This is a genomic window from Paenibacillus sp. FSL K6-0108, assembly GCF_045040695.1.
GTDB lineage: Bacteria > Bacillota > Bacilli > Paenibacillales > Paenibacillaceae > Paenibacillus > Paenibacillus pabuli_B.
The window spans coordinates 3,914,440-3,935,451 of the sequence record NZ_CP150288.1; the positions used below are offsets into that span (position 1 = coordinate 3,914,440).

General features: G+C 49.6%; 18 protein-coding genes and 2 pseudogenes. 2 read left to right on the forward strand and 18 right to left on the reverse strand.

Annotation, left to right across the window (positions count from 1 at the left end; translation table 11 throughout):
* The 10 genes from MHB49_RS17660 to MHB49_RS17705 all read right to left on the reverse strand — a co-directional run bounded on the left by MHB49_RS17660 (window position 1) and on the right by MHB49_RS17705 (window position 10,836).
* A complete protein-coding gene (locus MHB49_RS17660) occupies window positions 1–1,683 on the reverse strand; it encodes a CocE/NonD family hydrolase (protein ID WP_405152356.1) in 1,683 nt (560 codons plus the stop codon).
* Window positions 1,684–1,779: 96 nt separating this feature from the next.
* Entirely contained in the window at window positions 1,780–3,114 is a 1,335-nt protein-coding gene (locus MHB49_RS17665; protein WP_405152357.1) for an FAD-binding oxidoreductase, read from the reverse strand.
* 46 nt (window positions 3,115–3,160) lie between these two features.
* Window positions 3,161–4,177, reverse strand: a complete 1,017-nt coding sequence (locus MHB49_RS17670; protein WP_405152358.1) for an ABC transporter substrate-binding protein — start codon at window positions 4,175–4,177, stop codon at window positions 3,161–3,163.
* Between the two features lie 35 nt (window positions 4,178–4,212).
* Window positions 4,213–5,079 (reverse strand): fumarylacetoacetate hydrolase family protein, encoded by an 867-nt coding sequence (locus MHB49_RS17675; protein WP_405152359.1) that lies wholly within the window; start codon window positions 5,077–5,079, stop codon window positions 4,213–4,215.
* Window positions 5,076–5,918 (reverse strand): creatininase family protein, encoded by an 843-nt coding sequence (locus MHB49_RS17680; RefSeq protein WP_405152360.1) that lies wholly within the window; start codon window positions 5,916–5,918, stop codon window positions 5,076–5,078. The genes MHB49_RS17675 and MHB49_RS17680 overlap by 4 nt, the downstream gene beginning before the upstream one ends.
* A 72-nt stretch (window positions 5,919–5,990) precedes the next feature.
* Window positions 5,991–7,178, reverse strand: a complete 1,188-nt coding sequence (locus tag MHB49_RS17685; RefSeq protein WP_405152361.1) for an amidase — start codon at window positions 7,176–7,178, stop codon at window positions 5,991–5,993.
* A gap of 21 nt (window positions 7,179–7,199) precedes the next feature.
* Window positions 7,200–8,012 (reverse strand): cysteine hydrolase family protein, encoded by an 813-nt coding sequence (locus tag MHB49_RS17690; protein ID WP_405152362.1) that lies wholly within the window; start codon window positions 8,010–8,012, stop codon window positions 7,200–7,202.
* A gap of 62 nt (window positions 8,013–8,074) precedes the next feature.
* On the reverse strand, window positions 8,075–9,103 hold the full coding sequence (locus tag MHB49_RS17695; protein ID WP_405152363.1) for an ABC transporter substrate-binding protein: 1,029 nt from the start codon (window positions 9,101–9,103) through the stop codon (window positions 8,075–8,077).
* 26 nt (window positions 9,104–9,129) lie between these two features.
* On the reverse strand, window positions 9,130–10,008 hold the full coding sequence (locus tag MHB49_RS17700) for an ABC transporter permease (RefSeq protein ID WP_405152364.1): 879 nt from the start codon (window positions 10,006–10,008) through the stop codon (window positions 9,130–9,132).
* Window positions 10,009–10,038: 30 nt separating this feature from the next.
* The gene (locus MHB49_RS17705) at window positions 10,039–10,836 is read right to left on the reverse strand and encodes an ABC transporter ATP-binding protein (RefSeq protein WP_110822780.1); all 798 of its coding nucleotides are present in this window, start codon (window positions 10,834–10,836) and stop codon (window positions 10,039–10,041) included.
* Between the two features lie 273 nt (window positions 10,837–11,109).
* Here MHB49_RS17705 and MHB49_RS17710 point away from each other — a divergent pair, with 273 nt between their 5' ends.
* Window positions 11,110–12,708, forward strand: a complete 1,599-nt coding sequence (locus MHB49_RS17710; protein WP_405152365.1) for a PucR family transcriptional regulator — start codon at window positions 11,110–11,112, stop codon at window positions 12,706–12,708.
* Between the two features lie 52 nt (window positions 12,709–12,760).
* Window positions 12,761–13,474, forward strand: a pseudogene (locus MHB49_RS17715) (IS110 family transposase); the annotation flags it as partial.
* Between the two features lie 378 nt (window positions 13,475–13,852).
* Here MHB49_RS17715 and MHB49_RS17720 read toward each other — a convergent pair.
* The 8 genes and pseudogenes from MHB49_RS17720 to MHB49_RS17755 form a co-directional block, all read right to left on the reverse strand.
* The gene (locus MHB49_RS17720) at window positions 13,853–14,110 is read right to left on the reverse strand and encodes a hypothetical protein (RefSeq protein WP_405152366.1); all 258 of its coding nucleotides are present in this window, start codon (window positions 14,108–14,110) and stop codon (window positions 13,853–13,855) included.
* Between the two features lie 364 nt (window positions 14,111–14,474).
* Window positions 14,475–16,934, reverse strand: a complete 2,460-nt coding sequence (locus MHB49_RS17725; protein WP_405152367.1) for an RND family transporter — start codon at window positions 16,932–16,934, stop codon at window positions 14,475–14,477.
* 128 nt (window positions 16,935–17,062) lie between these two features.
* Window positions 17,063–17,353 (reverse strand): hypothetical protein, encoded by a 291-nt coding sequence (locus MHB49_RS17730; RefSeq protein WP_405157310.1) that lies wholly within the window; start codon window positions 17,351–17,353, stop codon window positions 17,063–17,065.
* 29 nt (window positions 17,354–17,382) lie between these two features.
* A pseudogene (locus MHB49_RS17735) lies at window positions 17,383–17,520 on the reverse strand (putative ABC transporter permease); the annotation flags it as partial.
* A gap of 170 nt (window positions 17,521–17,690) precedes the next feature.
* Window positions 17,691–19,322, reverse strand: coding sequence for an ABC1 kinase family protein (locus tag MHB49_RS17740; RefSeq protein ID WP_405152368.1), 1,632 nt, complete (start codon window positions 19,320–19,322; stop codon window positions 17,691–17,693).
* 39 nt (window positions 19,323–19,361) lie between these two features.
* Window positions 19,362–19,664 (reverse strand): phasin family protein, encoded by a 303-nt coding sequence (locus MHB49_RS17745; RefSeq protein ID WP_405152369.1) that lies wholly within the window; start codon window positions 19,662–19,664, stop codon window positions 19,362–19,364.
* The gene (locus tag MHB49_RS17750; RefSeq protein ID WP_405152370.1) at window positions 19,664–20,479 is read right to left on the reverse strand and encodes a patatin-like phospholipase family protein; all 816 of its coding nucleotides are present in this window, start codon (window positions 20,477–20,479) and stop codon (window positions 19,664–19,666) included. Before MHB49_RS17750 ends, MHB49_RS17745 begins: the two co-directional genes overlap by 1 nt.
* A gap of 14 nt (window positions 20,480–20,493) precedes the next feature.
* Window positions 20,494–20,973 (reverse strand): hypothetical protein, encoded by a 480-nt coding sequence (locus MHB49_RS17755; RefSeq protein WP_405152371.1) that lies wholly within the window; start codon window positions 20,971–20,973, stop codon window positions 20,494–20,496.
* Window positions 20,974–21,012: the final 39 nt, after the last annotated feature.

The following is a 21,012-nucleotide window of genomic DNA, read 5'->3' on the forward strand; positions in this document are numbered from 1 at the left end:
TTATCTTTTTACCGGCAGCCTTAAACAGGATATGTCCTGTTCTGTACTGCGAACAGCCGTGGTAGCAATCTTCAACCCACCTGTTCCCGTGCTGTTCATCTCGTCCCTAACACCGTTTGGATGCCGGGCGAATAACGGGAAGGCGCTGCCTGTCAACTCAAGCCGGACATACGAGCCAGCCGGAAGGGTGGCCGCCAAGGGACGCAGCCGGATCTGCGCTGTTCTCCATTCATTGGAAGCATCTGCTCCTTCACTGCAGATTTCCGTGCGACCCACACTCAGTAGCCGGGCCGTCCCTTTCTCGGATACGGTGGTGAGGATGGCTACCAGATCCGTTGGACCCCCCAATGTTTGGTACTGCACGGATAACTCCGGGGACCCAAAAATCGGGATATCCTCTGCAAGCGGTCCTCCCGTATATACCAGAATCTCTTGCCGTTCCTGATTGGCAGCTCGGTCGGACGGCAGGTAAGAGTCCAGGCGCATCGGCAGACGTGAGTCGTACACGAATACATCCGGCACAGCCTCCTCCACATCTCCCTTATGCTTTTCGAGTCTCCCCCCTCCTGCCGCACCATTCGCCGGGGTCTGTGACCCGGACAGATAAAACCATTCGGACGGAGAGGCCCCATCCTCAAATTGCGAAGGCAGCTGTTCCGCCGTATGCCATTCATGACTCAATTGGTCAAAATATCGGATCGGCAGTTCACCAGACAGTTCCATGTCTTCCTTGCCCTTCAGCCAATAATCAAACCAGCGCAGCTGCTCCAGATGATGACCACCATCCGCCTGCTCGCCATGATCGATTCCGCCGGCTCTGCGCCCCCATGGAATGTGAGCCCACGGGCCGACAACGAGCCGATGAAAGCAATCCGACGTGGCCGTAGCTTGCAGAGCTTCGAACGATTGTAACGTACCCATGAGGAAACCGTCATACCATCCCCCAATATGAAGCGCCGGCACGGGTTCCTTTACGATATCGTTGATCCAGTTCATCTGCTCCCAGTACTCATCGTACGCTTGATGATCGATCCAATCATAAAATGCGGGAAAGTATTGCTCCAGAATCGGATGTCTTTCATTCAATGGCATTTTCCAAAGTATCTCATCGGGGCTGCGCATGAGTCGTGAGCATTGCTCTGCCGTTTCGAAGTCACCCGCTCTTTGTGCAGTGTCACGAGCCAGCTGGAAAGCCCACGGCAGATGATTACCAAGTGCGAAGGAACCATGCGGGTAAAATAAACCATGATACATGTCTGCCGGACACATGCTCGGTGCAATCGCCTGGAGCGCAGGGGGGTGAAGGGAAGCTGCTGCCCATTGTGTTAGACCTTGATAAGAGAAACCGTACATGCCTACGTTCCCGGTCGAGCCGGACAGACCGGCTGCCCACTTGATGGTATCAAAACCGTCCTCTGCTTCTTGAACAAACGGATTAAATTCGCCTTCCGACTCTCCCCGCCCCCTGACGTCCTGAATTACTACGATATATCCCTTACTTGCATACCAGACGGGGTGGGCATGCGTAACGGTAGAAGCAATCGACCGTCCGTAGGGCTGGCGCATCAGCAGCACAGGATATTCTCCTGTCTCGTCCGGCAGGTATATATCTGAATACAACGTTATACCGTCGCGCATCGTGCAAGGGACCTTTCGCCGGATGACCACATTTCCAAATTTCATGCAACTCGCTCCTTTGCTGTAGATACGGATTGACTATTAAAATCCGCATGGCACGTTAACTGCTGCAGGTTGCGCCATTCTTCCATCATCCTTTGATCAGACACCGCTAACAGCCGAACGCTTTAATTTCTCCTGATTCAAAATGCCCTTAGGGTCGTTGTGATGTTTAATTTCCCACAAACGATCATGCGCGTAGGAACGCCCGCCCTCCTTCAAATCCCAAGTGTGCGGATTATTTACTCTAACCCGGTTTTCCTCGTAACGTTCCATCAGCTGATTCAGGTTTTCCTCCGTTGTGAACGGGACCAGCGGCAGGCCAGAGATCAGCAAATCTCCGTTTTGCCGGGCAAACTCGATATGATTCATCACTTCTGGATATTCCTTTTTCATTGATGAGATTTGCTCAAGGGCACAGGATGAATCAAAATTCAGCTGCAGGTAAGTCAAGCCAGGATCAGCCTTGCGCGCCCACAAAGTTGTATGATTCCATGTGAAATCGGAGACACCTACACCTTTGTGATACTGTTCGGCAGAGACCTTCATAGCCAAGTGACCTCCATACTCCGATAGGATCCGTTCAAGCTGGGATTCGTTAGCCGTATCCACTTCCAGTAATGCGACAGCATGGTCAGCGGGGAGATCAAGCGGAAGAAAATAGGATGGTACCGGCCATTCATGGATGGAAATTAGCCGTTTCACTAAGGAAGTGTCCTCAGCAACCGACTGACCGAAGCGAAAAGCCTGTTCAAAACGGTCAAAGGTCACGGCCCACTGCATCCATTCCACTCGGGGAGCCAGATTGATTTCCACTTCGGACAAAATGCCGATTGTACCGTAAGTATGCAGGTAAGGCAGCACTTCGTCTCCCTGGAGCTCAATGGTACGGGGATGAACCTCAACGGTCTTGATTTTTAGAGAACGTACCAACCCATCCCAGATCGTCCCCCAGCTGATCGAACCGATGCCGCCAAAACCGCCGCATAAAAAACCGCCGATCGTCGCGGATTGGAAGGTGGAAGGCATCGTACGCAGCTCGTAACCTGCCTTGCGGGCACTAGATTCCATTTTGCCGAGTCTAGCCCCGGCCTGGATCCGCATCGTGCCTTCTCCCATTTCGAGCACCTTGTTGTATTTGGCCAGATTCAGGACGATTCCGCCTGTGACCGGAACACATTGGCCATAGTTGCCGGTGCCGTTCCCCCTGATGGTTAGCGGAACTCCCAGCTCTGCTGCTATGGAGAGCAGATCGTCAAGTTCTTCCTCGGTGCGCGGACTGGCGATGCACTCGGCGACCTTACCCTGCAGCTGATTGGCCAGCACTGGAGAGAAGTGATGATAATCCATCGAATATTTGGCAAGCGCCGCCTCCTCCCACTGCAGCAATTCCGGATCCATGCGTTCTTTCAATACGGCTATCCAATGTTCATTCATTCGGTTCCCCTCCCGTATTTGTAAAACTGATCTCCATAGGAATCTCTTAGGATTTCGGCAAGAATTCATCCGTAAACACCTTGCTGACATCAGGCTCCTCTTTCAAGGCCCCAATCTCCTTTAGCTGCTTTCCGAGCTCCGTCCAGCGTTCCTCTGTCATGTAGCCAACACCATGTGTCGCCGCATCACCTTCATATACAAACGGAATAAGCGCTTCTGCGGCATAGTTCAGCTTTTCTTTCGTAAAATCAGGGTTTTCCTTTAAAATGACGTCATTCACGGTATCATAATTGGTCTTGTAATACTCCCAGCCCTTCATCGAAGCCTCGACATAACCGCGCACAATATCAGGATGATCCTGAATATACTGCTCCGTTGTGAACAGCACATTGGAATAAGGGTTATAACCGGCATCTGCCAATAGCAGGAAATTAATGTCTACATTCTGCTGCTTCATCTCGTACGGCTCACTGGTTACATATCCCTGAATGGCAACCGTTTCATCGGCTACAAAAGGAGCCAAAGAACCGGTATAAGCCAATTCCTTCACGTTACCCAATTGATATTTACTCTTCACAAAATCCCAAAACACCGAGCCTGTCCCCACGTATACGGAGCGGTTGTTCAAATCGGCCAGGGAGGACATGTTTTGATTGGCATGAACCATAAGTCCCTGCGGGCTTTTCTGGAAAATTGTCGCAATCGCTACAAGAGGGATTCCTTCTTCACGAGCGACCAGCAATTGATCCGCTGTAGCAAGTCCGAACTGCGCCTTGCCTGAAGCCACGATCTGTGTTGGAGACACCTGCGGCCCACCTGCCTGGATGGTCATATCGAGACCAGCCTCATTGTAATATCCTTGTTCCTTTGCCGCATACAGACCCCCGTGCTCTGCTTGTGCAAACCAGTTCGTCACCTGTGTAATTGCCGTCAGTTCCTCGCTTCCCCCCGTAGCAGCGGCATTCTGAGCAGTTGGCTGTTTCCCGCAAGCCGCCAGTAATGTGGATAAGGTAATCATTGCTGCGAGTAAAACGACAGTTCCCTTTTGTCTGTACTTGTTCATCTCATTACCACTCCCCAAGGAAAATTACGGATGATTTACTCTACTACTGCTACCGGATTTTGAAGCGTCATAAAGCCACTGATTCTACATTCAGCGACATCTCCTTGCTGAATTCGGACGGATCCGGGTGTGCCCGTCATGATCACATCTCCCGGATAGAGAGTCATCATCTGTGAAAAATACGAGACAATGAACCATGGATGATACATCATGTGAGACACCGTATTGCTATGAATAACCTCATCATTCAACACAGTTTCAACCACGACGCTCTGCAGATCACTTATTTCATCAGGTGTTATTAGTTGTGGTCCAAGACTGAAAAATGTATCGAATACCTTGGATCGCTGCAGGAATCTGGGGTTCCGTGCGTGAATGTCCTGGTTAGTCATATCCAGCGTTGCGGCAAAACCTGCAATGACCTCCTGCACACGTTCTTCCGGCACATTTTTGCAAGTTCGGCCGATGATAATGCCAAGCTCTGCTTCTGATGTCACATTCACATCCTGAGCCGTCAGCTGGATATACTCTTCCGGCCCGATCAGGCTTGAGTCCGGCTTCATGAAACAGACTGGCTCACGCTCTGGAGGAGTAGATGCGAGATCGATCGCTTTTTGCAGATAATTCATGCCAATTCCCCATATTTTACGAGGGTGGCGGAAGAGAGGAGCAGATATGGCTCCTTCTGAAGGTATGAAAGGGATGGATGAAACTGCTCTATCCCCGTGCTTCTGATACCACTGGATTAGCTCCTCTAGCTGGCCTTGCTGCAAGATCTCCATAACGGAGGTGCCCCATGAGCTTCCTTCCGCCCTGTTGATCTCCTCCAGAAGAAAGAATCGTTCCGCATGTTCAATCGCGGCCTGTTCACCATCGCCGTGTTTCAGACTGACGAGCTTCACGAGGTGCTTCCTGCTGGCTGTTGAACCGGTTCAGTCCCGCGGACATCGGTGATTTCAAAATCACACAGTTCCTCCAGCGCCTCTGACAAAATCGTTGAGATTCTATCCTGAATAATGCTGCCTTTCTCAGGCGTGGCCGTCGTAGCATCACCAGCAATGCCGGTAGCGGAAATATCAGCCATCTTCCAGGCGAAGCGGATTTTCCCTTCTAATGTAAGAAAGCGGTAAGAGGACATATCAGGAAGCTCTTTGACGAGGAACTCCTTCTTCACCCATTCCGGTTTAATGGACATCACGAGAGAGGTCTCATAATCGCCACCATGAATGCCGTATTCCAGTTCCTCGGAAGTGAGGAGATCCTCCGCCACATTCAGACTGCTGGGACTGAGATAGAAAACCATCATCCCCGTTCTGATCCGTATTTCTCGTGATACCGTATTTAGCAAATCCACGTTGCCGCCATGGGTATTAAACAACAACAGCTTGCGAAAACCACTGGCCTTCAGACTTTCTGCAATGTCCAGCATGATGGCATGCAGTGTGCTCGCCGATAAGGAAATGGTGCCCGGAAGTCCGATATGTTCATTGCTTTTGCCATACGAGACCGGAGGCAGCAGCCAGATCTCCTTATCCGCCCGCACCCGCTCCAGCGTTTGTGATAATGTCGCTTCCCCAATCAAAGTGTCCGTATATACGGGCAGATGGGGGCCATGCTGCTCCACAGCTCCAACTGGGAGAATAACCAGCGTCTTATCCTTCGGCAGTTCTTTGACCTGTTTGCTTGTCAGACGGGGCAAAAATCGTTCCTCCCACGCTGTTCCTTCATATCGTTGAAACATAACTGACACCCTTTCTCCTGCGGCTTTAATGTTTTTACGCGTAGCTTCATGTCCATATATCGAATGATGCTCTTATCCTATTACTTCTGAATTTACTGCTGAAAGAAAGGATGTGGCCCATTCCAGCAGACGTTGATCCTGTCCCGGACCGGCAATGATCGAAATACCGACCGGGCAGCCCAGTACCTCCGCAACTGGAATCGTAAGCTGCGGCAGACCCGACAAGCCGGAAATGCAGGTTAAACGCATCGTTTTCACTCTTCGTTCTTCAATTAAAGGCCCGCCCAAGCCCAGCTTCGGGGCCGCTCCAGTTGTCGTCGGAATCACAAGCACCGTATCCGTTCTGAGCAGGTCAGCCATGTGCTTGCACACCTCAACCCGGCGTTTGGCTGCCTTCTCCTGATCGGCAAGTTCAACAGTGCTTGCCCAGGAGAATCGCCCGGCCGTATCTGGTCCGAAGGTCGGCTGCTCACGTTCAATCCACGCCCCGTGCTCCTGCCATATTTCATAGCCCTGGATCGTCCTGAACATGGTCATCCATTCAGGTAGACCATGCGGGGCGATGCGAACCGTTTCATGGCTCGCAGTTATGCCGAAAAGCAACTTCAGGTAAGGGGTAAGCGCCTCTTTGCTCTCTGTGTCAGCAAGCTCCCACGCATCCTCACCAATGAGCACCCGACTGAAGCCTGTCCCCGAGTGTGTCTGCGGCAAAAGCACTTCTCCTACCCGGCACAGCGTCTCGAGATCACGTGCCATCCAGCCGACGGTGTCGAAGCTGGGAGCAAGTGGAATAACGCCTTTCGCGGAGACAATGCCATGTGATGGACGCATTCCATAAATTCCACAGTACGAAGATGGCACACGCACCGATCCTCCCGTATCCGTTCCAAGGGAGAAGTCAGCAAGCCCAGCGGCGACAGCAACCGCCGATCCGCTCGATGAACCGCCAGGGATACGATCGGGAGCCCTTGGATTCACTGGTGTTCCATAATGAACATTTTCACCATTCAAGCTGAACATCAGCTCATCCGTATGCGTCATCCCCGTTAGCCTTGCTCCTTGCTGCAATAGCAGGTTGAGCGTTTCCGCGTGTTCCGCCTCGGGCCCATGCGTCTGGAGCCAACGTGGGTTACCCGCGCCATTTGTATTGCCACGGACGGCAAACACATCCTTGACCATAAAGCTGAGTCCGTTCAGCCTACCCTGCCCTGTCGGTTCAACGTTCACCTGGTTGACAATGGCGTTCCATTGGTCCTTCATTGCTTCATCCCATCCTTCCGCTCAGCCTTCTAACGATGCCAGCTCTTCCGAGGTATTTCTCTCTATAGGAGTCGCTCCCCCGTTCAGCTCTTGTACCAACCAAGTGGAATCTGTAACGAAGCCATAACATTGCTTGATATTGTACAATGTCGCTTCTATGCAGAAATCCGGGGAGCTTGTTGCCGAGCAATCCTCCAGAAGTATGCCGTCATATCCGAGACAAGCCGCGTCCTGCAGTGTATGCATGACACACTGATCGAGATTTACCCCGGCAAACAACACCGTTTGAATATTAAGATTGCGTAGAATACTGTCCAGTGGTGTATCCCAAAACCCGCTCATGCGATATTTATCCACATAGATATCATCGGGGGACGAATCCAAACCATCGACAATTGCCGTTCCCCAACTGCCTTTTTCCAGCACCTTGGAGCCGTTCCCCGGCAGCGGGTCCCCGATGCCGTTGCCCCGCCCATCCGAATTGTATACATGGAGCACGGATGGCGGCACGTTCATTCGGTCTTCCCGATTGCCCCAGTTCACCCAAATCACAGGCACTCCCGCTTTGCGCAGCTCGGGCATCAGTCGGTTCAACCGGCTGACCGGGTTAAGGAGGGGAGAAGTATCGACCCCAATGGAATCCAGCCATCCACCCGGTGTACAGAAATCATTCTGCATATCGATGACAATAATTGCCGTATGCTCGAGATCAAATATGACTTCCTGCGGCTGTGCAGGGAGGGTTACTGACTTGCCGTACTTTTGCGTTCGCCTTAGATCCACCAGCGTTTCGGACACTTGCCAATAGCTCTTTCGATTTCCAAGTTTGAACATATTAAGTCCCCTCATTTTTTCTGAAATTTCTGATTTGAAGCTTTAATACTTTTGGTTCAGGTTTATGGCTTCGTCAGATACTCCGTTGTAAATGCCTGGGTAACATCTAGAGCCTTCGTTAATCCTCCGCCCTTGATCATCTGATCCTGCAGGGTGCTCCAGCGATCCTTTGTCATGTAACCAATACCATTTGCCTCGGAATCCTTGTTAAGAATAAAGGGTTTTTCCTGCACTGCCTCATAATTCATTGCTTCTACCGTCATATCGGGATTGTAGGTTTGAATAAACGGGTTTACCTTTTCATAGTTGTCTAGATAATAGCTCCAACCTTTCTGACTTGCCTGCACCACAGCTTCAACGACATCAGGGTGCTCTTTGAGATAATCTTCCGTCGTGAAAAGAACGTCTGCATAGTTCGCATAACCGGAATCGGCGATTTTCAGATAGTCCACCTCAACCCCCTGCTGAGAAAGTGCGTAAGGCTCATTCGTGATGTAACCCTGATTGAGCGAACTGGGGTCATTGATAAAATTGACCAGCTGCCCGTTATACTTCATTTCTTTTACATCTGTCAGATTGTATTGGCTCTTGATATATTCCCAGTAAGGTACCGCTGTACCGATGTATACGGTTTTGCCGTTCAGGTCTGTGAAATCCTGAATGTTCTCCCCCTTGTGGTACATCAGAACCTGCGGTGTGCTTTGAAAACCGGCAAGGATACCGACAACAGGGATTCCCTGTTCCCGCGCCTTCAGAATTTCATCCGCATAAGAGATACCGAATTCAGCTTTGCCTGCAGCGACTAGCTGCATGGTTGACACCTCGGGGCCTCCTGGCTGAATCGTCATGTCGATCCCTTTGTCCTTATAAAAGTTCTGCTGCAATGCCGCAAAATAGCCTCCATCTTCCCCTTTGGCGTACCAGCCCTCGATCAGTTTCACCTGCTTCAAATCTGTTCCGGCTTCCCCTCCAGCCGGGGCGGCGGATTCTAGAGCGGTGGAATTGGAGCATGCGCTCAGAAGCAGTAGGATCAAAGAAGCAGCCGACAGCAGCCATTTCTTGTAACGAAAGTTCATATGATGTTTGGACATGTTGGATCTCTCCCCCGGTTCTGGTATCATTTCATTGCTGATTCATGCCAGGACTTCAAAAGTTTGTTCGACACCATGTTGATGATCAGGAAAAATGCGATTCCTAGGGCGGATGCCGCTAAACCGCAGGCGAACAGGTAAGGCGTTTGCAGGCGGGTTGCCGCAACGGTAATCCCGTAACCGAGTCCGCCTTGTCCGCCACCAATGCCTGCAATGTATTCACCTACGATCGCTCCGACAACCGAACTGGAGCATGAAATTTTCAGCCCTGCCATAATGTACGGGAGTGCCGCCGGAAATCTAAGCCTCCAAATGGTTTGCAGCTTGCTTGCATTATACAAATAGAATAAATTCTTCATGTTCTGATCCGTTGAGTTCAATCCGATCAGCGTATTCGATAAAATCGGGAAAAAGCTGATTAAGAATGAAATGATCACAATGGCATTTATTCCAGCTCCGAACCAGATCACTATGATTGGCGCTACCGCAACGACCGGAATAGTCTGTAGGATAATAGCGTAGGGATATACGCTTTTTTCTACCGTTTTGGACAGGGCCAGTAGAATGGCCAATGAAATACCGAGCACTACACTGATCGTAAAACCGATCAACGCCTCAACAATGGTTGTGCTTACCGACGTAATCAGATTTGCGCTGTTCTCAGCAGCGGCTGCGGCAATATCGGATGGCTTGGGCAAGATATATGGGGGCATTCCGAGTATCCGCACGATTAATTCCCATCCGCCGATAAACAGGACAAACACGACGATTGGCGGCAGAATTTTTTTCAGCAGTCCAATGACTGGTCTCTCTTCTGCCGGATGATGGCTGCGGGCATTGTCCTTCCCAGAAGCTCGGATACCTGGTGTCGTTTCAACGGCTGGATTAGCTACCATCTCTTCCATGTTGCTTCCCTCTCCTCTCATTTCTGGCTATCAATGATTCAGTACATTGGACACGCTGCGTACATATTCACCGAATTCAGGCTGGGTCCGGAATTCATCATCTCTCGGATAGGCAAACGGAATATCAATGAAATCCGAAATTTTACCGGGACGAGGCGTCATCACTACGACTTTTGTTGATAGGAACACACTTTCGAACACGTTATGCGTAATGAACAGAACCGACATCTTCTTGTCCTGTTCCCAAATATTTAGCAGTTCATTCTGCAGCGTCTGCCTGGTAATTTCATCAAGAGCGCCAAACGGTTCGTCCATTAACAGCAGCTTGGGGCGAGATATCAACGCTCGTGCAATAGATACTCTCATCTTCATTCCGCCTGACAACTCACGGGGCAGCACCTTCATATAATCCTTCAGCCCTACCAACTCTAAAACCCGCTCCCCTTCGGTAATCCGCTCCTTTTTGGATACGCCACGCAAAGTAAGAGGCATGGTGACATTATCAATCAGCTTGGCCCACGGGAGCAGGGTATGCTCCTGAAATACAAAGGCAATTTCATTCTGTTTTCGTGCTTCCTTTGGGGAAGTACCCAGCACGGTCAGATGACCGGAGGTCGGTTCTGTCAAACCGGCAATCATATTGAAAATGGTAGATTTCCCGCAACCGGAAGGACCGACAAAACATAGAAATTCTCCTTCCCCTACATGCAGATTCGCATGTTGCACAGCTACAGTGCCATTGGGGTAGATTTTGCCGACATCATCGATTACAAGCATGGAACGGCTGTCCTTTTGGGCCGCTGCCTGTTGATTTTGGGTGAGCTGCATCTGAATCCCCTCTTCTCTTTGAAGTTGTGTCCTATCATATAGCCAAAAAATATGTGTGTAAATATTCCTGACACAATTTTGGTTTTTTATCTAACGGTATACGCTTTACGTTGGTTCAAAAACAGAACATTCTATGTTTTGGGTTAACTTATATGACATATATATAACAAAAGGGATTGCAGAAATTCGACAAGACCCTATATAATTGCTTAAAAAGTTACGTGATGTCCGGTACCTGATTCAGATATGTATCGTTTAGGAGGATTGATTGACATGCATTTAACTATAGAAGATGCGTTGGCAGTGTACCCATTATCGGAAGGGAAGTTGGCAGCCGGTAAAAAAGGAATTTCTCGAACGATTAGCTCCATCAATTTGATGGATGCGCCGGATGTGATCAACTGGATGAAAGAAGGGGAACTCTTGTTGACTACAGCGTATGCGATTAGGGATTCACCCGAGGAATTTGTTAATTTGCTGCAAAAGCTGAATGAACGTGGGGCCTCCGGGCTTGGCATCAAGCTTGGTCGATACTGGGCGGAAATACCAGAGATTGCCCTGCTGGAAGCCGATCGGCTGGGCTTGCCCCTAATTGAGCTGCCCTTTCAATTCACCTTCTCCGAGCAGATCACCGCTCTCTACCAATCCGAGTTCCAACGCGATACCCGCCGGCTGAATGAATTGCTTGAAACACAGAAGAAGCTGGTTGATTTTGCGATGCAGGCGGATGAGTACACCAATTATTTTCAAAGTATCACAAACATTATAGGGATTCCTTTAGCCATCGTTACCTCTGAAGGACAGACCTTGTATAACATGACCCGCTGTTCCGATATGGAGCTATTGAGCGATTGGCCCTGGAATCAGGACAATCGGTTTTACAAGTCGGCGAGCAACCTGTTGTATCGTGTTCCCCTGCTGAAAAACGGAAAGTCATACGGTTATTTGCTGATACAAACTGAAAATTTGCTGGAAGCACATGAAATGGAGGGCATTTTTCACCAAGCTGCCGTGATTCTTTCCTATCATCTGGAGGTCATCCAGAATCAGGAGGCTACTGCGGCAGGCAGTCGTCTTGGCACGACCATGGAACGTTACTTGAAGGGGAACGCCTCTCTGAAAACGGTGCTCGAATTTGCCGAAGCATTGGGAAGCACATTTTGGAGCACGCCTTACGTATGCATGGTATCTTCCTCAAGAGCGGATGCTTGGGACCATGAAAGTCAGAAGCGCAAACTGAGGGAGATTCAGAATAGGCTTCAGGATCATCCCAAAACATCCTCCTTGGAATCCCATCATTTTTATGTGATGAACCGCATATATTCACTCTTCCCCCTTCTAGAAGAAGAGGCCAAGGATCGAAGGAAGTATGAGGATTCGGTACGTTTGTATGCAGATTTGATGCATTCATGGGACCACGGAACAAGGACATGTTTTATCAGTAAAGTAAGAACGGGCATGGAGGAGTTCATCGACGGCTTCCGGGAGTGCGGGGATGCTGAGAGAATCAGTACGGAGCTTGGTTTAAGCGAACCGGTTGTCATGTTTGCTGACCTGGAGTTTATTTATCTCTTCAAGCATATTCCACAGGAGGTTATGGTCAGGTATTGCTCTTATTTATTCCGTCCACTGCTGGACAAAGAAGAGGAATACACCAGCGAGATGATGCACACACTTGAAGCCTATTTCGCCAACAACGGCCAAGTGAATGAAACGGCACGTGAGCTATTTATCCATCGCAACACAGTGCTGTACAGGCTGGAGAAAATTTCGGGGCTGCTGAATCTGGATTTGAAGAATACCGATCATCTGCTGCTCTTAAAGATGGGACTTATGTTTAGGCATTTGATGTCACCCGAGAGACCAATTTGAGAAAGGACTAGGGGTCCTAGAAAGCCTCGATTCCTGGTTGCCCGTTAGCCAACCTGATCGCAACCAACGTGAAATGAGAGAACTTGTTCGCTATCGCCGGAGTCTGATTCAAGAACGTTCTCGTGAACATAACCGTGTTCAAAACGTTCTTGAAGGCGCCAATATCAAGCTCGCTTCTGTCGTATCAGACATGATGGGGCTCTCGAGTCGGGACATGCTTGAGGCCATGGTGGGTGGTGAAACCGATCCGGAGACACTGGCTGGCTTGGCATGCAGGTCCATGAAGAGAAAGAAAGAAAAACTCGAGCTCGCGCTGAAAGGCAACATGAGTTCACATCAACGAATGATGTTAAAAACCATGCTTACCCATATCGACTTCCTGAGCGAACAAATCATCGAGCTGGACATGGAGGTAGCCAAACGGCTCGCCCCTTTCAAAAAAGACCTGGATCGACTGGATAGCATTCCGGGAATCGCGGCCCGAACGGCTGAACAAATCCTTGCTGAGATTGGCACCGACATTGCTTCTCGTTTCCCAAGTGCAGCTCATTTATGCTCATGGGTTGGTCTTGTTCCAGGTCACAATGAAAGCGCAGGCAAACGCAAGTCCTCCAAAACACGCAAAGGCAATAAATATCTGCTCATCGAAGCTTCTCACTCTATACGAGGATCTGATCATTATCTTGGTGCCCAATACAGGCGAATTGCAGCTCGCAAAGGAAGGCACCGCGCAGCTGTTGCTGTTGCGCATTTCATCATGACGGTACCGTTGACCTGCAGGTAGGACAAGCATTATTCAATTTGAGATCATGAAATGCGCATTCATCCAGAAGTTTAAACTGATGCAGCCAAGAGTGATCCCCCCCCCCTCCATACACTTCGAACACCAATACAAATCACGATGAAACCAAGGAATCTCAAGTTTTGAATTCACTCCGTGCTCTCTTCGAAGATTTTGAAATTGTTGATAAATTAAAGCAGCATCATTTTCCAACCGATGACCTTCTCATAACCTTCCCGAAAAAAATATCTAGTGAAGCTCCAATCACTGTTTTCAGGATATGCAGAGATTTCAGGTGATCTGAAATTTGGCAGCTTTACTCGTCACTTCTTGTGTAGATTTGGATACTGCTTTTTTAAATATTCAATCTCTGCTCGTAAGTAAGCCTTTTCTTCTTCCATACTGGAGAACTTTGTTTTGGCGTCCTCGTTTAGATGTGGCAGATTCTAAGCTTATTCCGAGTTTCGTTTTCGCAGCCCATACTTGTACCTGAGATTTATTTTGAATATCTAAACGTGTCGCTACTTCACGTATACTCATATGTTCCTCGTTGACCAGCCAGGCCGCCTCCAACTTCAATTTCAAGGAGTACCGCCGGAAAGTTTGTCCTTTTTTAGCCATGAAAAAATCCCCTTCGTTTGACAAAATTAAGTCCATCTAAACAGATGTCTTTTTCTCTTGTCTACTAAAAAGGGATATTACCATGTATCGTATCACACCTGCGGAGAAACTTTTGCGAAAATATTTGCTGCCCAATAGCCGTATACCGTTAAAACGCCGCAAGTTTTTTTGTCCTTGCGTCTCTATGCCTGTAACCGAATTTCCCGAAAGTACACCAAATAGTACACCGATTAATTGACGCTAAATTCTAGAAAATATGGGCTTTTAGATCTTTCAACTGATCCCGCCGCCGAATTCCATCAGACTGTTATAGGCTTATTCGTCCCTGGCAGTCCGACGATGTCCGGCTTATTAGTCGTATAAGCTATTCCTTTGTTGGCGAGGCCACAAACAAGCGCTTATCGGCATTGACTGTCTCTTTTTCTTTATCCAAAAGCACAATGATGGCAGGCAATACGATTAAAGTGCTGAGCAAGCATAACAACGTATCCATGACGGTTGATACTCCGAACAACTTAACCACCTCAAAGTTGGTAAACAGTAGGGCGCTGAAGCCACCCACAACCGTGAGACCGGAGGCCGAAATGGCGCGGCCGACTTTGGTCATCGCCGTAATAATGGCTGCCTCGGTATTCATTCCGTTCGCCTTTTCTTCCAAATAGCGTTCCATCAGTAAAATAGTGAACTCTGTTCCGATTCCAAGCACCAATGAGCCAAGTACTGCGGTCAACGGATTAATATCAATTCCCAGCACAAAGAGCAGAGCGGTTGACCACCCGTTGACCAGAATGATAGGTAGAAGCGGAAAGAACGCCCTTTTAATATTCCGGTAGACAATAAACAATCCGATTAGTATAGCCAGTAATCCTGAAATGAGCGAGGTATGCCGGCTGTCTGTCAGGCCGTTCAAACTTTTCACCTGCAACACCTGAATGCCAACCGGATTCGCACTTACGCCTTCAGGAAGATCCATGTTTTGTTGCAGCCGTCCCAGCAGCTTCTCCTGCTCCTGTGAGCTTATATTTTCCAGGTTAAAAACAATATGCGCCATTCGCCGATCTGCAGACAACAGCGGATCGGTCATCTCGGACGGCAGTTGGTCAAGCACATTCCCGATCACAGATGAATCTGCGGCAGCGATATTGGGCTGGACCGCCGACATAGCGCTAACGATACTTGAACTGCCTGTAATCTCACTATTTTCCGTAACGGCACGTTTTTGGAAGGTATCCATCCACTTGATAATGTCCGGACGGGTTACGTCCTCTGCCTCAACCATCCAGTCCAGGGTCAGCGTGCTGCCCAGAACCTGGCGAATCTCGTTCATTTCGATAAGCGCCGGCGCTTCCTGCGGCATCAGCTTCTCAATATTGCTCTCCACATTCAGCTTGTGGTCCACGGAAAATCCGGCAATTGCGATAACAACTGGAATCACCAGCATCAGCTTCGGCCGCTGAATGACGTTCTTCGCCAATGCCCCAAGACCGCGTTCAACCACATTCCCCTCTTTCCCTTTGCGCAGTTTGATACCTTTACGGTCTCTCAGCACCAGCACCGGGAGCAGGAGGAGTAAGCTCACAATGTACATTATGCAGACTCCCACCGCCAGCATCAGGCCGAACTCCTTGATCATCGGCATTTCCGACAACAACAGCGTCAGGAAGCCCGCCGCCATAATAATGACCGCGATGCCCACCGCCGGCGCCATATGTTTTACGGCATGGGTTACTGCTTTGGAGGAATCCTCTGTTTTGACCAACTCCTCTTCATAGCGGTTATGGAACTGCAGCGCAAAATCCGTCCCTAAACCAATCAGAATCGGAAGCAAGGCCATTGTCGCAATGCTCAGCGGCATGCCGATGTAACCCATCAAACCAAAAACCCAGATCATGCCGGTCAATACAACTGGCAACGAAAGAAGACGCCACCGGACGGGAAATACGACCATAAGCACAATGACCATCAGCACAATGACTGTGAGCAGCATCGTCACAATATCTTGCGTAATGAAGTCCTCTATCGTCTTTGAAATGGCCGGAATACCCGAAAATAAGGAATTGGAATGCTCTATCGGATGCTCCGCGATGATCCGCTCCAACTCGTCGGTCACCTCTGCCATTTGCTGCATCGTAAGTCCGCTGTCCAGCTGTATATTATATAGAACGATTTGCCCGTCTTCGGGCAAGAGCGGTGCTACAGCTGATTGAGGAGCGCCGGACTCATCGAACAAGGCGTAGCGCACAAAAGCCTTATTGGTTGCGGACAACTCGCCAATCTCATCCTTTTGCCGGATTTGCTCTCCATATTGAGCTGCAATCGCCTGTTCCACTTTCTTTTTCGCGGCCTCCGCCGCCTGGGCCTGCTGTTCTTCATCGCCCCCGCTTGCTTTAGCGGCCGCGGCGCCCTCCGTCATCGCTTGCTGCACTTGCTCTGCAATCTGCTGTTGCATTTGCGTCATTTGCCGCTCAGCTTGTTCGGCAAACACGCCTGCCAAGGAAACTGGACTGGTCACCGAATAGACTTTTTCAACGGAAGCAAGCTCCTGCTGCAGCGCATTCATCTCTCGAAGTGAATCACCATTCAGAAGCAGATTGTCGCCGCCGCGTAGCAGCAGCACCAGACTTTCCCCTCCAAACTGCTTTTGAAAGCGCTCATTATGAATCGAAACCGGATCATCCTTGGACAGCAGCATATCTACACTTGTCTTTACCTCAATACGGGTTAGTCCGTAAGCCATTCCCCCAGTAATCAAAGCCAGAATGACGAGCAGCAGAACCGCATGTTTGGAAATCAGTTTTCCGGCTTCCGATGTTACATTTCTCAAGAACAATTCCCTCACTCCATTTCTATATATTTAATCCCAAAAAACCAAAAAACTCAGCATCTTTCTCTGCCTTTATCCCTTTACCCGCGAAACAAGGCGCGTCATACCCTTTCAGAATGAACGGCTGTTTATAAAGCATTTTTTCCCTTTTTCCAATGTTCGTGTCTTCCCATCACTCCCTCCATAAATTCATGGCAGGTCACAATTTTGTCGGCGAAGCACACCGCCCAGGATTCTCTAAAGCGAGGGACGGCTGGTGTTAAAGGCCACATATGTTTGACAATAATATCCCGCTCGATCCTGTTGAGCGACGAGATGTCTTCAGCATTGCGCAATGCAGCCTTGGGGTGGGTGAAGCTATGCCCTCTTCCTCCCGGAGCCGGATCATGCCAATCATATAAAAACAAATCATGAAGCAACCCGCCTCTGGCCGCCGAGCGATAATCAAGCTTGCACCCGCGACAAGAATGATCAGCAACGCACCGACACCATAAATCGGGCAAAAGCAGCCAAACATAAATCCTCTATTCACAAAATGCTGTTGTCTTACACTGGCATATACTTTCTCCAGCAGCCAGCCGCTCAAAGCATAGACAGCAAAAAAATAGAAGCTCCATGGAGAAACCTTTATTCAACTGCCTGACTCCCCATTTAAAAAAGGAATCACAATACACAAAAGACCAAAAAACTATACAAGAAACAGATAGACTCCACCTGCTGGAAGTAACTCAATGGACCAAATGATGATGCCCCGTCTTAGAAGCGACCTGAGCGGAAAATAGCATACAACAGCCACGCGAACATTAACAGTGAAATTACAGTGCCGATTTCCAGCATCGGCAGCCTCCACAGTATCGTTTGCGCCCCGCTGATGGAGGAGCCGATAATCAGGCCGAGCAGCACGAGACTAAGCGCTAGCAGCACAATGCTGAAGGACATCTGATTGCTTATCCGGTCCAGCTTCTTCACCAGCTGCTCAAGCTGCGGAGCAACCACTTCCACTTGCATCTTTCCCTTGCGCAGCATTGCACTTAACCGGCCCATAGTTACGGGCAGTTCGCTCGCAATCTGTAAGTATTCCGGGACATCCTCAAGCGTGTTCTTCAGAAAGCTCCAGGGGTTTAGGCGTTCCAAATACAGCCTTTTCCCAATCGGTTCTGCGACATCAAACACACTGAAATCCGGATCAAGCTCGGCAACCACCCCTTCGGTAGTGAGAATGGATTTTCCAACCATGGTCAGCTCGGAGGGGATACGAATCCGGTGCTTAAAAGCCACACCGAATAAATCTTTAATCATTTCTCCCAAACGCACCTCTTTTAGAGGAACATCGTAGAACTTGGTCCGCATCTGCTCAACATCCGCGTACAGCTTCCCCTGGTCCACTTCTGCAGGGATCATACCTAAATGCCCGATGGCACGCATCACCCCCTTGGAGCTTCTGTTCCGTAAAGCGATAATAAAGGAAGCAAAATGTTTTTGTGTATGAGCGGATAGCCGCCCCACCATCCCGAAATCCAGAAGCGCAATCTCTTCCCCGGGAAGAACCAGAATATTGCCGGGATGGGGATCGGCATGAAACACACCGTCAACCAGTATTTGCTGAAAAATAGCACTTGCAATCCGTTCGGCCACTACACGGGTCCGTATGCCCTGCTCCTTGAGCTGCGCTGTATCCGATAGGCGTATGCCTTGGATATACTCCATGGTCAATACTTTTTGGCTGGAATAAGGCCTGTAAACAGCTGGAATGCGTACATGCCTCATTTCGTCCGCCGCGCGGGTAAAGCGTTCCAAATGAGCAGCTTCCTGCCTGTAATCGAGTTCAGCAAGCAGCCCCTGGCCCAGTTCCTCCACCACCTCGGTCAAACGGTAGCTTGCCGTCCAACTGCCCCGGCGGTCGGCAAGCCGCGCCAGATCTGCCAAAATATCCAGATCTGTTTCGACAATTGCGGAAAGCTGTGGCCGTTGAACCTTGACTGCCACTTCCTTGCCGTCAGCCAGAACAGCAAGATGAACCTGCCCGATCGAGGCGGAAGCCAGAGGTACCGGCTCAAAGGTTCGAAAGAGCTGCGATATGGGAGCCCCCAATTCCTCTTCAATCACTCTGGATACGTCGGCATACGGAAACGGGGCGACGGCATCCTGAAGCTTGGCTAACTCCTTCAAAACGGGCTGCGGAACCAAATCCGGCCGGGTGCTTGCCAGCTGTCCCAGCTTGATGAACGTGGTGCCCAGTTCTTCCAGCAGCATGCGGATACGCTTGCCAGCGTTGTGCCAATCCATTGCACCATTTGCGGAAGCAGCGACCTCCCCGCTATTGCTGTAGACGATAAATTCGAATCCGCTGCGGGCAAGTGCCGAACTGATCGTCCGGTAGCGCTGCAATTGTCTGAATTTTTTTGCGCCCCCAAACCTGCACCTCCGTTAGTTGTTTAGACCTTTACTTTGTTCAAGCACAAGCACACGGAGCTTTAACTGCTTAATCTCCTCCAAGGCCGCCAGGTTTTGTTCCGACAAAATCGCCTGAACCCGTTCGGTAATTCGTTCCTCCATCCGCTGCTCTTCTTCTTCTTTGCGATGAATAAGCTTCTCCGCCAGCGCACGGGCTTCCAAACGTCCCACCTCTCCTTTTTTGACCAACTCACCCACGGTTAGTTCGATTTGTTCCTTACCCGCAGCCGCGAGTCCGATCCCTAGCATCATCGCTTTTTCCAACGTTGTTTTCATTAGTTTCCAGCTCCTTTGATAAGATGATTTGCTTTTGCTATACGGATTTGCCGTTGAAGCTCTTCTATGCTTTGTTCCGCAGCATCCTCGCCCGCCTTGATGCATTCCTGTGTTTTGGTAAAGTCAAAGGCCGCGAAAGTTCCAACGTCAGGCCGGATCACAAAGTCCGCCTGCCTCAGACTGGCATGTTTGCGCTCTGCCGTCATCAGGCTGTACGAGCGGTACACCACTTCGACCATATTGCGCGGCGGCTTTTTCTCATGCTCTCTCGCCACGTCCACGGCAATGACAAAGCAGGTATCCTCAGCCAGCGCTTCCTCCACCGGCAAATTGTTCAGTACCCCACCGTCCACCAGCATCTGATCCCCTGCCATCAGCGGCGCAAAAACACCCGGAAATGCGGTGGTTGCTCTGAGGACAGTCCCGAGATTCCCTTGATCTAGCACCACCTGCTTTCCTATCATCAGATCAACTGCGATTGCTTTGAATTCAATCGGGAATTGTTCGATCGGCAAGTCGTGTTTACCGTGCCTTTGCAGCAATTCGTTGATCGTATTATGGACCGCATTGCCGGCAAGCAAGCCACGGTGACGAATACCAAAATCGATCAAACGATATTTTGGTGTACTGAGCAGCAGTTGTTCAATATCTCCAGCGGAGACACCTGCCGCGTACAAGCCTCCAATTGCCCCGCCCATGCTTGTGCCTACGATACGGTCTATCCGGATTCCATGTCGCTCAAAAGCTTTCAATACGCCCAGATGCGCCAGCCCCCTGACTGCTCCGCCGCCCAAAACAAGTCCTGTTTTTCCCATAATGCACTCCATTTCTATTCGTTTGACTTTATCTCAGAATAATTTGTATGCTCATTACTGTCCGCAAACGCTGTTCCCGGCGTAACTGGACGATGCGCCACATAATACCGCCATTGCGTGTAAAAGTAGTATAAGAAGGTTCCGGTAAGCATTGCAGTGCCTATGGACAAATCGTGAACCACCAGCCACAGCAGGATCGTAAGAATAAGGCAGTACATCAATCCAACGCTGCCCGAAAAAAACAAGTGCTTGATATTCTCCGGGTCCTGATGATGCTTAAGATGCGCCTTCCTCAACACAGTTAATGCGTAATGATGATATACATAACGGTGCGCGAAATATTCAAAAACAGCGAACAGTACGACCCCGAGGATGAAACCGATAGACGTCCTAATCCAATCGAAGTAAATGCAGGTGAGCGCAATCCCTATAAAGCTCATATTCACGTTGAAACGGACAGTAGGATGATTATAAAACTCCTCGTAGTAATTCACAGACAACCCTCTTTCAAAAAACCTAAAAGACCCAAAAAC

Coding starts and splice junctions, on each gene's coding strand:
- MHB49_RS17710 (WP_405152365.1), top strand. CDS start 11,110: ATGCATTTAACTATAGAAGATGCGTTGGCAGTGTACCCATTATCGGAA.
- MHB49_RS17665 (WP_405152357.1), bottom strand. CDS start 3,114: ATGAATGAACATTGGATAGCCGTATTGAAAGAACGCATGGATCCGGAA.
- MHB49_RS17720 (WP_405152366.1), bottom strand. CDS start 14,110: ATGGCTAAAAAAGGACAAACTTTCCGGCGGTACTCCTTGAAATTGAAG.
- MHB49_RS17670 (WP_405152358.1), bottom strand. CDS start 4,177: ATGAACAAGTACAGACAAAAGGGAACTGTCGTTTTACTCGCAGCAATG.
- MHB49_RS17680 (WP_405152360.1), bottom strand. CDS start 5,918: ATGTTTCAACGATATGAAGGAACAGCGTGGGAGGAACGATTTTTGCCC.
- MHB49_RS17685 (WP_405152361.1), bottom strand. CDS start 7,178: ATGAAGGACCAATGGAACGCCATTGTCAACCAGGTGAACGTTGAACCG.
- MHB49_RS17705 (WP_110822780.1), bottom strand. CDS start 10,836: ATGCAGCTCACCCAAAATCAACAGGCAGCGGCCCAAAAGGACAGCCGT.
- MHB49_RS17690 (WP_405152362.1), bottom strand. CDS start 8,012: ATGTTCAAACTTGGAAATCGAAAGAGCTATTGGCAAGTGTCCGAAACG.
- MHB49_RS17745 (WP_405152369.1), bottom strand. CDS start 19,664: ATGAAAACAACGTTGGAAAAAGCGATGATGCTAGGGATCGGACTCGCG.
- MHB49_RS17750 (WP_405152370.1), bottom strand. CDS start 20,479: ATGGGAAAAACAGGACTTGTTTTGGGCGGCGGAGCAGTCAGGGGGCTG.
- MHB49_RS17700 (WP_405152364.1), bottom strand. CDS start 10,008: ATGGAAGAGATGGTAGCTAATCCAGCCGTTGAAACGACACCAGGTATC.
- MHB49_RS17660 (WP_405152356.1), bottom strand. CDS start 1,683: ATGAAATTTGGAAATGTGGTCATCCGGCGAAAGGTCCCTTGCACGATG.
- MHB49_RS17695 (WP_405152363.1), bottom strand. CDS start 9,103: ATGTCCAAACATCATATGAACTTTCGTTACAAGAAATGGCTGCTGTCG.